The 11,380-nt window shown below is 69.1% G+C and carries 9 protein-coding genes and 1 pseudogene; 7 read left to right on the top strand and 3 right to left on the bottom strand.

The window, feature by feature from the left end; all coding sequences use genetic code 11:
- From ACWCXX_RS39045 to ACWCXX_RS39025, 5 genes and pseudogenes are all read left to right on the top strand, one after another.
- Positions 1–93 (top strand): annotated as a pseudogene (locus ACWCXX_RS39045) (transposase); the annotation flags it as partial.
- Between the two features lie 189 nt (positions 94–282).
- A complete protein-coding gene (locus ACWCXX_RS39040; protein ID WP_451135766.1) occupies positions 283–1,014 on the top strand; it encodes a TnsA-like heteromeric transposase endonuclease subunit in 732 nt (243 codons plus the stop codon).
- A gap of 59 nt (positions 1,015–1,073) precedes the next feature.
- Positions 1,074–3,125, top strand: coding sequence for a Mu transposase C-terminal domain-containing protein (locus ACWCXX_RS39035; protein ID WP_451135764.1), 2,052 nt, complete (start codon positions 1,074–1,076; stop codon positions 3,123–3,125).
- Positions 3,119–3,628, top strand: coding sequence for a hypothetical protein (locus ACWCXX_RS39030; protein WP_451135768.1), 510 nt, complete (start codon positions 3,119–3,121; stop codon positions 3,626–3,628). Before ACWCXX_RS39035 ends, ACWCXX_RS39030 begins: the two co-directional genes overlap by 7 nt.
- A complete protein-coding gene (locus ACWCXX_RS39025) occupies positions 3,526–4,167 on the top strand; it encodes a TniB family NTP-binding protein (protein WP_451135762.1) in 642 nt (213 codons plus the stop codon). The genes ACWCXX_RS39030 and ACWCXX_RS39025 overlap by 103 nt, the downstream gene beginning before the upstream one ends.
- 402 nt (positions 4,168–4,569) lie before the next feature.
- Here ACWCXX_RS39025 and ACWCXX_RS39020 read toward each other — a convergent pair whose 3' ends face one another.
- The 3 genes from ACWCXX_RS39020 to ACWCXX_RS39010 form a co-directional block, all read right to left on the bottom strand.
- Entirely contained in the window at positions 4,570–5,985 is a 1,416-nt protein-coding gene (locus tag ACWCXX_RS39020) for an aldehyde dehydrogenase family protein (RefSeq protein WP_451135760.1), read from the bottom strand.
- Positions 5,986–6,296: 311 nt separating this feature from the next.
- The gene (locus tag ACWCXX_RS39015) at positions 6,297–7,079 is read right to left on the bottom strand and encodes a crotonase/enoyl-CoA hydratase family protein (RefSeq protein WP_451135758.1); all 783 of its coding nucleotides are present in this window, start codon (positions 7,077–7,079) and stop codon (positions 6,297–6,299) included.
- Positions 7,080–7,595: 516 nt separating this feature from the next.
- Positions 7,596–8,924, bottom strand: coding sequence for an aminotransferase-like domain-containing protein (locus ACWCXX_RS39010; protein ID WP_451135756.1), 1,329 nt, complete (start codon positions 8,922–8,924; stop codon positions 7,596–7,598).
- A 474-nt stretch (positions 8,925–9,398) separates the two neighbouring features.
- Here ACWCXX_RS39010 and ACWCXX_RS39005 point away from each other — a divergent pair, with 474 nt between their 5' ends.
- Complete coding sequence (locus ACWCXX_RS39005) at positions 9,399–10,145, top strand: GNAT family N-acetyltransferase (RefSeq protein ID WP_451135754.1); 747 nt, start codon at positions 9,399–9,401, stop codon at positions 10,143–10,145.
- 984 nt (positions 10,146–11,129) lie between these two features.
- On the top strand, positions 11,130–11,380 hold a 251-nt coding region (locus ACWCXX_RS39000), incomplete at its 3' end, for a nucleoside deaminase (protein ID WP_451135752.1).

The raw sequence follows: 11,380 nt of genomic DNA, 5'->3' as shown, positions 1-11,380 counted from the left end.
CGCATCCGACGCGGTCTACGCCACATCCAGTACCGCAGCGACCTCATAGACGGCTGCCTCGCCGAGACCGGCCTGACCATCAGATCCGCCTGAGCAAGGACACGACATCACGAGTTCAACCTCAGTAGCTGATAGGGCACTTGTTTGTGGCAGGAATCCTGAAAACAGCTGTGTCTGCCGGCGGGAGCGGCTTGGCTGACGCAGGTGATCAGCACAGGAGTGACCCGGCCCGGGGGCCGGGCAGGGCGAGCGGTCGTGGATCGAGGGAGCGGGTTCGAGGCGGTGTTCCTCGATCCGGTGGGGCAGTCGGTCCAGCAGCGGTGGGCGGATGCCGCCATGACCGTGGCGTTCGAGGAGTTGCCTCCGGTGTCGGCGTTCCCGGTGATCCCGGGACGGCGCTGGGGACCGGGCTTGTGGTGGTCGGCGACCACCGGGCGGCACGTGGCTGCGGGGTCGAACGCGATGCGTACCCAGCTGATGGTTCTGGACCGCGATCCGCGGGTGACGGGACTGGCCGGGCGTCCGGTGCGGCTGCTGTGGTGTGATGGACGGGGACGGGTGCGCTCCTGGGTGCCGCAGCTGTTCGCCCGGTACCGCGACGGCACGGGTCTGGTGGCCGACTGCCCCAGCCACCCGGAAGCCGGCGGCGACCGCGCTGTGAAGGCTGCCGAAGCGGTGGGCGCGGCGTGTGAGGAGATCGGCTGGTCTTACCGGCGCCTTGCGCCGCTCGACGATGTGCCGGCCGCCAATCTGAAGTGGCTGGCCGGCTACCGCCATCCCCGCAACGCCGGCCGCCCGGGCCTGACGCCCGCTGTTCTGGATGCGTTCACGCGGCCGCGGCCGCTGCTCGCGGGAGCCGAAGCTGTCGGTGACCCGATCGAGGTACTTCCCGTCGTCTTCCACGCCCTGTGGCACGGACAGCTCACGACCAACCTGAAGGCACCGCTGCACGAGTGCGTTCTCGTCGGCCCCAGGGACTGGAACGGTCTGGGCAAGACGGGAGGTGCCGGGTGAGCGCGCGGCGCAATGCGCGGCCGGCCGTGGCGGTCGGGGCGCATGTCCGTTTCCGCGGTGTGAAGTGGCAGGTGGTCGCCCTGTCCGGGCAGATGGTTCACCTCGTCGGCCCGGCCGGCGGCGGTGAGGCGGTGCTTGCCGGGTACCTGTTCGCCGATCCCGGCTTCAGTGTCATCGGGGCCGAGATGCCGCAGGCGGCCCCGCAGTGGGGGCTGTTCGAGACCGCGCCGGCCGCGGCGCGGGAGAAGGCCCTGGCCTGGCAACGGCACGTGAGGGAAGTCGAATGCGGCCTTGCCGACGGGCCCGGCAGCGAAGGGGTGGTGCGGGAGCAGTACGCCCCCGCACGGCACACGCTGGCCGAGCGGGAACGGGCCAAGGCCGAGGAGCTGACCGCGCTGGGGTTCGGGCGGGTGTCGCGTACCACGGTGCAGCGCATGCGCCTGGCCTACCGCAAGCAGGGACTGTGGGGGCTGCTGGACCACCGCACCACCCGTGCCTCCAGCCCTACCGGGCGCTGTGACGAACGGGTCGTCGCCGCCGTCCGTGAGGCGCTGCGCCGTCGGCGCGGGCGTTCCAGGGGCACCATCAACGGCCTGTTCCCGCTGATCAACCAGATCCTTCAGGAGCGGCACGGTCCCGGTGCGGTGCCCGTGCCGTCGCAGGCCACGCTGTACCGGCTCGTCACCTCCCTCGCCCGCCCCGGTGAACTGCCCAGCGGGCCCGTGCGGCAGGTGCCCGCGAGCGTCGACGGGCGGGCTTTCACCCCCGCCACCGCGCTGCGGCCGGGCGAGCAGGTCCAGATCGACACCACCCGCCTGGACGTCCTGGCCCTCTTCGACGACGGCCGCCTCGCACGGCCCGAGCTGACCATCTCCGTCGACGTCGCCACCCGCTCCGTCCTGGCCGCCGTGCTGTGCCCGAGCGCGACCAGGGCCGTGGACGCGGCCCTGCTGCTGGCGGAGATGGCCGTCCCGCACCCGGCCAGGCCGACCTGGCCGGACATCCTGCGCATGGACCACGCCCGCGCGCTCCCCCATCAGCGGCTGGCCACGCTGGACGAGCGCCTGGCCGGTGCGGGGGCCCGGCCGGTCGTGTTGCCCGAGACGATCGTCGTCGACCGGGGCAAGGTCTTCGTCTCCGCCGCGTTCACCGCCGCCTGCGAGACCCTCGGCATCAGTGTCCAGCCCGCCCCGCCCCGCGCCCCCACCGCGAAGGGCATCGTGGAGCGGGCCTTCGGCTCCATCAACGCACTGTTCTGCCAGCACCTGCCCGGCTACACCGGATCCGACGTCACCCGCCGCGGCCCCGACACCGAGAAAGACGCCTGCTACAGCGTCGCCCAACTGCAGGACCTCCTCGATGAGTGGCTGGTGCATTACCACCACCGGCCCCACGAAGGGCTGCGCCACCCGATGATGCCCAGGAAGGCCCTTACCCCGAATGAGATGTGGGCCGCGCTCGTCGCCGTCGCCGGACACGTCCCCGTCCCATTGACCGGGCGCGACTACCTCGAACTGCTGCCCGTACGCTGGCAGGCCATCACCCCCGCCGGCATCACCATCCACCACCGCACCTACGACGCGGATCTCCTCGCCCCGCACCGCGGCCAGGCCTCCCCCGTCGCCGGCCGCGGCGGGAAATGGGAGATCCACTACAACCCCCACGACGTGCGCCAGATCTGGGTCCGGCTTCCCGACGGTGAACTCACCGAGATTCCGTGGATCCACCGCGACCACGTCCACCGGCCCTTCGACGAACGCACCTGGCAGCACATCCGCACCCAGGCCGTTGACGGCGCCCACGGTGACGCCGAGCAGTACGAAGCCAGCCTCGCCGACGCCCTCGACCAGCTCATGCGCCGCGTCCACAGCGGCCACGCCACCAAAACGGAGCAGGCCCTCATGGCCCGCACCGCTCACATCCCGCTCCCCACAGCCCGCGATGGGAACCACGACACCGAAGCACCCGCCGACAGCCCGGCGCAGCAAGGCGACGAAGGCAACGACGACAGCATCGACGACCTTGACGACCTGCCCGACGACGACGTCAGCCCCGCCCCGGCCACCGGATTCGGGCTCTACAACGCGCACGAGGAAGCCGCCACATGGTGAACCTGAGCCAGACAAGCGCGAGCAGCACACAAGGCGGCACCGACGACAGTGGCGAGGCCGAGCCGTCCTGGCCCCTGACCACCTGGCAGGGCTGGCACCGATTCGCCACCACCGACCCACCCACCCCTCCCCGCCCCGGCGACCCACCCCGCAGCACAGAAGAACGCCTGGCCTACCACTCCACGTTCGTCACCATCCGCACCCCCGCCATCCACACCCTCGCCACCCAGGTCCGCACCCTGATGATCCTCGGCTGCCACCAGCAGACCACCGCCCGGCCCTCACTGATCGTCACCGGACCCGCCGCAGCAGGGAAACGACCGCGCTCCTCAACGTCGGCCGCACCTGCCACCTCGCCCACATCCGCAAGAACCCCGCACCGCCCGGATCAGCGCACGCAGTGGTACCCGTCGCGTATGTCCTGGTCCCGCCCGGCGCGACCGCGAAAACCCTCGTCACTGAATTCGCCCGCTACCTCGGCATCCCCCTCACAGCCCGCATGACCCAGACCCAGATCACCGACGCCGTCTGCCACACCTACACCGCCGCAGGCGTACAGCTGGTGATGATCGACGAGATCCACCGCCTCAACCCTCGCACCACCACCGGCGCCCAAACCGCCGATCTGATCAAAGACCTCAGCGAACGCCTGCCCGCCACGTTCGTCTACGCCGGCATCAACGTCACCGACACACCCCTCTTCAGCGGGACACGCGGCGCCCAGCTCGCCGGACGCGCCACCCTCGTCGACTGCGGTCCCCTCCCCGCCCGCCACGGCACCCACCACCCCTTCCGCGACGTCATCACCGACATCGAAAACGCCCTCGACCTCCACCAGCACAAACCCGGCACCCTCCCCCGCCACGCTCCATACCTCCACCAGCGCACCGCAGGCCGCATCGGGTCCCTCACCCGGCTCATCCGCCAAGCAGCCATCACCGCCATCCACGACGGCACCGAACGCATCACCAAACGATCACTCGAAGCCATCCGCCTCGACCACCTCGCCGAAACCCACCACCGCCCCCGCCGAAGCCGATAGGCCCACCTGCCAGACAGGCAGAACAGCCCTGACCAGCACAAACACCAGCCGGGCCTTTACACGCTAGGACTACCTACAACAGACCCAGCCCCGCTCAGCACAGAACACATAACCCCAGCCCACACACCCCGACCACCCCGTCGAACCGCCAACTCAGCCTCTCAACGAACCCACAACACCCCAGGCCACCAACGACCCAGCACACCAACAACCCCCCTCCGAGCGTTACCTGGGGCGTCAAGGAGGGCGCTGTGCCGACGGCCACCGCAGCGCTCACCGAACATTTGCACCACGCGGCCCAGTCGGAGCCTTCTCTCCGCACTGCACACGAAGACTCCGCCGGCCGGCAACCCGGCTACGACGGCTGACCGAACCTCGTGGGGACGACAGCCCAGTGCCCCTTCAGAGTTGGATGGACTTCGTCTCGAGGAATTCCGTCAGGCCCCGCCTGCCCAGCTCCCGGCCGATGCCGGACTGCTTGTAACCGCCGAACGGAGCGAGCGGGTTGAAGGCGCCGCCGTTGACGTCGATCTGCCCGGTACGGACCTGCCGCGCGAAGGCGAGGGCGCGATCCTGATCGGCCGACCAGACCGCGCCGTGCAGGCCGAAGGCCGAGTTGTTCGCGATAGCCAGAGCTTCGTCGTCGCCTTCGAACGGGATAATCGAGAGAACGGGGCCGAAGATCTCCTCCTGGGCGATCACCGAGTCCGGATCGACTCCGCCGAACACGGTCGGCCGTACGAAGTAGCCGCGCTCGAAGCCTTCGGGCGCCGCGGTGCCGCCGGTCACCAGGCGCGCGCCGGCTTCGATGCCTTGCCTGATGAATCCGTGTACCCGGTCGCGCTGGGCACCGGACACCAGTGGCCCGAGCTTGGTCTTCGGGTCGAGCGGGTCTCCGGGCACGAAGCCCTCCGCGATATTCTTCGCCAGCTCCATTGCCTCGTCGTGGCGTTGGGTGGGGACGAGCATGCGGGTCCAGGCGGTGCAGGTCTGCCCTCCGTTGAGGTACGCATGGGCCACGCCCATCTTCACCGCAGTACTGAGATCGGCGTCGTCGAGGATCACGTTGGCGGACTTGCCGCCGAGTTCGAGCGTGACGCGCTTGATCGACCGTGCTGCGAGCTCGGCGACACGGGCACCGCCGCGAACAGAACCGGTGAACGAGACGACGTCCACCTCGGGGTGGGTCACCAGGGCCTCTCCCACGCCCGAGCCGTAGCCGCTGATCAGGTTCACCACGCCGGGCGGGAAACCAGCCTCGTGAAGGGCGTCGAACAGTTGGTACACGGCAAGGGGAGCCGCCTCACTCGGCTTGACCACCACGGTGCAGCCGGCGGCGAGCGCGGGCGCGATCTTGCAGACGAGCTGGTGCAGCGGGTAGTTCCACGGCGTGATCGCCGCGACGACGCCCGCGGGTTCGGTGAGGACGAGCGAGTTGCCGATCCGCTGCTCGCTCTCGTCTTCCTGCAGCAGGTCGATGTAGCAGGCGATGTCGGTGAGGGGGAGTGCGGCCTGAATCCGGGTGGCGATACGCATCGGCGTGCCGACGTCGATGGCGATCGTTTCGGCGATCTGCGCCGACCGTTCGGCCAGGCCGTGGTGCAGCTTGCGCAGGTACTCCGCCCGCTCGGCGCGGGATGTCGCGGCCCAGGCGGGGAACGCCGCGCGTGCTGCCCGCACTGCCCGATCCGCGTCCGCAGCAGTGCCGTTGGGGACGACACCGATCACGTCCTCGGTGGCAGGGTTCTCGACGGCGATCGTTTCCGTCGTGCCCGGCGTCCACGTTCCGTCCACATAGGTCGCATTGCGATCGATCAAGGTGTCCTCCTGGTCCGACCCCGTCTGCTCTCTCGTGGAACGACGTGGGTCCTTGTTTCACGGTGGATTCGACATTTCCCGAGGCGCTTCGCCTGTCGCAGGCCAACGCAATCCCGAACCCGGCGGCGAGGGCCCCTCCGTTCAGCGTGGGTGTCCAGCAAGCCCCCCAATGGGCCGCCACCGTGGGGCCTGGCTGGACCACCCTGCTTGACCCGGTTTCCTCTCGGTAACGGTCGGCCCTTCTGAAGGCCGGCAGGTCCTTGCACATCCGGCTCGGAACGGCGCGCCCGAGGCGTCCGCGGTCGAGCGCGTCAGGTTCGGTCGGCTACGGCCGTCCGGTCAAGGAACCGGCGCAGGCCGGTCCGTACCCCGTCTGTGGGGACGGTGGCTGCAAAGCATGCCGCCTCGACCGCCAGGCCCTCGTCGATCGGCAGGTTGACACCACGGGTGACCGCGCGCAGGCAGGCCGCCACAGCCGTCGGCGCGTGCCGGATGATCCGCGCGGCCAGGTCCCGCGCGGCGTCCATGAGCTCGTCGGCCGGTACGACGGCGTTGACAAGGCCCAGTTCGACGGCTCGGGCAGCCGGGATCGGGTCGCCGGTCAGGATCATCTCCAAGCCGCGCTTGCGGCCGACGTGCCGCGGCAGGCGCTGGGAGCCGCCGAAGGGAGGCGGGAAGCCGAGGGAGATCTCGGGTTTGGCGAAGGTCGCGTGCTCGGCGGCGATCGCGAGCGGGGCGGCCTCGGTGATCTCGCAGCCACCACCGTAGGCGAGGCCGTTGACCGCGACGATCACCGGCTTGGGGAACTCCTCGATCCGCCGGGTCAGCGTGTGGCCCCGGCGCACGATCTCGCGCAGCGCACGTTCGGGCCCGCCGGCGATGCTGGCCGCAAGCGAAGGGATGTCCGCGCCCGCACTGAACGCCCGGCGCCCGGCGCCGGTCAGGACCACCGCCCGGATGCTGTCGTCGGAGTCGATGAGGTCGAGCTGTGCGAGCAGCGCGTCGATCGTCGGATAGTCCAGGGCGTTGAGCTTCTGCTCCCGGTCGATGGTGATCACTGCGACCTGGTCGTCCTGCTCGATGCGCACGGTCATGCCGGGTTACTCCCTTTCGTCTGGGATCGGACTCACCGAGGCTATGCGCCGTGATCCAGGACAATCCATTGATTGTCCTGGATACAATGGAGCTCGTCTCCCGTCCGTCTCCGCGACGGACAGCGGGTGTCGCATGCGACCGTCCTCCTACAACGCTGTCGTCCACGAGTTCGCCGTAGCCGTCCGCTCCGGTGCGAGCCTGGCCGTACCCGGCTGCCGACGCACCGCGCTCCCGCGTGAGCCGCGGATCGCGCCGGCCACCGCCACCCGCGGCTACGCCGAACTGGCCGCTTTGGGCCCGGTCATGGGGAGCGCCGGGCCGAGGAACGTTCGTCAGGGTGCGGTCCGGCTACGCGACGTGCCGACCTCGTTGTCGACCTGCGCCACAGCATGGTCCAACTGCTCGACGACCCGACAGCCGTGCTTGCGGATCAGCGCGAGAGGGCCGGATCCGGCAGTCCGTTTCCAGCGGTCCCGTGGTTCGGGCCCGCGGCGGCTGCTCGCGTGTCTGTCGGTTCAGGCAAGCCGAACTGCTTCCCGGATCTGCCTGAGTCCCGCGGTGAGTACGTCGATGCCTGGTGTGGCCAGTGCAAGACGTATCGCGTTGGGTGCGTGCCGTGTCGCTGCGAAGGCTTCGGCTGTGGAGACGAGGATCCCGTTTTCGGCGAGACGATGGGCGACGATGTCGCTTCTGAGCTCGTCGGGCAGAGGCAGCCACCCCCAGTAGGAGCCGGGGTGGCTCATGAGACCGAGGTCCGCGAGCTCTCGGCGAGCGATGGCCTGGCGCCGGCGGGCGTCCTCACGTCGCGTTTTCTCCAGGCGGGCAACGGTTCCGTCGACCAGCCATCGCGTGGTGAGGGCGGTGGCGATGCTGGATACTCCCCAGCTGGATGCCCGAAGCGTCCGGGTGACAGTGGACAGGTGCTGTCGCGGGGCGACGATGTATCCGGCGCGCAGTCCGGTGGAGAGGTTCTTCGACAGGCTGCCGACGTAGAAGGTGCGCTCCGGGGCCAGGACATGGAGAGGCGGTGGCGCGTCCGGGACGAGGAAGCTGTAGGTGCCGTCCTCGACGAGGACACAGTCGTACCGACGGGCGATTTCGACGATCCGGTCCCGGGCTGCGGCATCGAGTGTGCACCCGAGGGGGTTGTGCAGGTCCGGCATCACATAGATTGCCGAGACCGGGCGCTCTCGGCAGAGCGCCTCGAGTCCGTCGGGGTCGGTACCGGCGGGACCACAGGCGACGGGGGCGAGCTCGATACGGCGGACTCCGGCAATGAGCTTCACGCCGGGATACGTCAATGTGTCGACGGCCACGACTTCGCCGGGCGAGGCAATGCTGCTCAGGACGGTGTCGAGGGCGTGCTGCGCCCCGCCCGTCAGGAGCACCTGGGCAGGGGGGATGTCGAGTCCACGGTCCAGCAGGTACGTGGCCACGGCCGCCCGGTCGGCACCGCGTCCGCCCGGTGGCTGCTGCGAGAGAAGCGCGCCCAGGTCGCCCTGAGTCGCGAGTTCACGCAGGGCGTGACGGAGCTGATCGCTCTGGTCCGGCGCGAGCGGCTGGTTGAACGAGAGGTCGGCCAGCCGGGCTCCGGCAGGCAGACGGCGGGGATCGCTGCCGCCGAACCCGCTCAGATCACGGACATAGGTACCCCTGCCCGGCTCACCCACCACCAGGCCGGCAGCCGTCAGCTCCCGGTAGACCTTTGTGGCCGTTGCCAGCGCGATGCCGCGCCGGCGTGCGAGAACCCGGTGGGTGGGCAGCCGCGTTCCCGCCGGGATGGTCCCGGCGCGGATGGCGGTGGCGATCTCGTCCGCGATGGACCGGAAACGTTCGACCCCCACGGCCACCGTCCTTGTAGCTATGACAATTCCTTGATTGCATCACTGTACAGCCCGTACCGTCCGGGACGTCCATCGAGAGCCGACGAGCGTTGAGGAGTTGTGCCCGTATCCGGATCCCGCACTGCCGGTGCCGGCATGCCTGCGCCATACATTCACGGGGACGCTGTGGCCGGGCGACCGTGCGGTATCCGGCGCCCGTCTCCGACCTGCTCGCCTTCCGCAACGTCGACATCGGCGAGGAGCCACCTGATTCGTGCCGAGGTGGACGCGACCTTGCACGGAAACCAACGAGTTACGGTGCACGGCGGATTCCTGGTCGAAATCGCCTGACACGGCGATTGAGGCGGCCCACTCGACCCTCATGAGGATCGGTGCATTGCTCACTGCACACAGTGCGGAAATTCTGTTGTGACACAGGATGCGGAACCGCAGAATACGCACGCCAAAGTACACATGATCTTTCAAGGATGAAGAGTGACTGAGAACGAGGAACAGCGCCACACCCTGACCAACGGGCAGGGTGTGCCGGTCCTGACCTATCTGCAGGGTGTTCGGGACGGACACCCGTGGGCGGACCTGGCCGAAGTGGTCGGCCCGAACCCTGTGGAAACCATCGTTTCCAGCATGTCCGGATGGGCAGTCTCGGGATCCGTGGAACTCGGTGAGGAACTGCTGCGCCGTGGCGCACGGGTGATGCGGCACGCCCATGAGATGCGGAGGGACTTGGCCGCGTGTCCGCCGCCGGCCGACTGGTCATCATGCGCCCTGGGAAACGGACTGCGGGCAGTCCCTTGCGACCGCGATGCCGACGCGGTGTTCCCGGCATGGCGAGCCGCCTTTTCTGCCGACCATCCCGACCACCACTCCGGCAGCGACGCAGAAGCGCTCAACGAGCTCCTGGCGCCGATGCTGGCGGGCTCCGTTCTCGGACCCGTTCTTCCGTGCAGCGCCTTGGTGGTGGACGAGACGGACCGCGTTGTCGCTGGGGCGATCATCACCGACCGTGACGGACTGCCGTGGATCGCGGACGTGTTCCGCCGGCCCGAAGCCCGCTACGCGGGCCTTGGTGCCAAACTGCTGCGTCGGGTAATCAGCGCCGCTGCGGCCGACGGGCTGGCCGACATTTCGCTCGTCGTGAGCGATGCGAATCCAGCCCGCCGCGTCTACGAGAAGCTCGGTTTCCAGCTGACTGGCACATCACTGACTGTCGTCGTGCCGTAGGTCTCGAATCCCCGTACATCCAGTGAGCTGAAGCGGATATTGTGGCGGCCCCGAAGCCAGGCGTGATCGCCATCGGCGTAGGGGAGAACACAGGTCCGATGCCTGCACCACGGAGTACCCGGACGAGCTGCGCGAGCGGGCCGCCCGTGAAGGCCCACCGCGACCGTTTCGATGCCCACGCCGCCGAACGTCGTGTGAACCGGCCGAGCGGGCGCGGCCCGTCGCCGTCCACCACGGTGCGGAACCGCTCGCCCAGGAGACTGTCCTCGATCGTGACCACCAGGTACACGACGAACGAACCGAGAACCGTGCCCAGCAACACGAAGCCGTGAAATCCCCCTGCCGCAATCGACCAGACCGGTGCAGGCTCGGGTGGTCGGTGCGTGTGGCCGGGTTCGGCTCGGTCGCCTGGTGCGCGCGTCGACGTTCCGGGGCGTGGGTGTCGGGGGCAATCCTGCTTCGTGACGGGATTCTGCCTGGCGCCGGCAGCGGTTTTCGGCCAGGTGGGTGTCAGGGCGGAGGGAGAGGTACCCACTTCCGACAGTGGGACTTCGGCCCTGCGGTGGGCTGCTACCGCAAGGTAAGTGGGACAGCTGTGGAGGGAGGGGTGTCATCCGCCGCGGTAGCACCGTCGTCAGCGTGGTCCAGGAGCACATCCCCGCCCCCGCGCACTCACCGGCGGTCTCACGCCGGTGGCCGCGATCACGGACACCCTCCCGCCGGGGCAAACCGTCCGCACGGCAATCCTGGACAACGGGATCTGCGCCACTCCGGGAACGGGGCGACGGACATCTCCATCGGCGAAGTCGGCACGTCCCGCGCCCACCTCCCAGGCATCTCGGCCACGGAGCCCGTTCTCGTCCTCACCCGCCGTCCGCGCCTCGGACAGCGGCCCTTCCACCTCGGCAGGATTCTCGTCAACCGACACAAGACGCATCCTTCCGTCCTCATGCCACTCTCTGACCGACCTGACAAGGAAATGCCGTGAGTACCAGCACCCTCACCGACATCGACTACCTCCGGCGCGCCATCACCGTCTCCCGGAGCGCGCGCGACAACGGCAACCACCCCTTCGGCGCGATCCTCGTCGCACCCGACGGGACGATCGCACTCGAAGCCGAGAACAGCGTCACCACCAACAACGACGTCACCCACCACGCCGAGACCAACCTCGTCCGCCTTGCCTCCCGGACCATCCCGCTGGACCAACTGGCCAAGTACACCCTCTACACCTC

The sequence above is a fragment of the Streptomyces sp. NPDC001732 genome (assembly GCF_053596315.1).
Note: the sequence above shows the minus strand (reverse complement) of the source record. Positions and strands in the feature narration are given on the sequence as shown.

Excerpts from the sequence above, each read along its gene's own strand:
- ACWCXX_RS39030 (WP_451135768.1), top strand. The coding sequence starts at position 3,119 with ATGGTGAACCTGAGCCAGACAAGCGCGAGCAGCACACAAGGCGGCACC.
- ACWCXX_RS39015 (WP_451135758.1), bottom strand. The coding sequence starts at position 7,079 with ATGACCGTGCGCATCGAGCAGGACGACCAGGTCGCAGTGATCACCATC.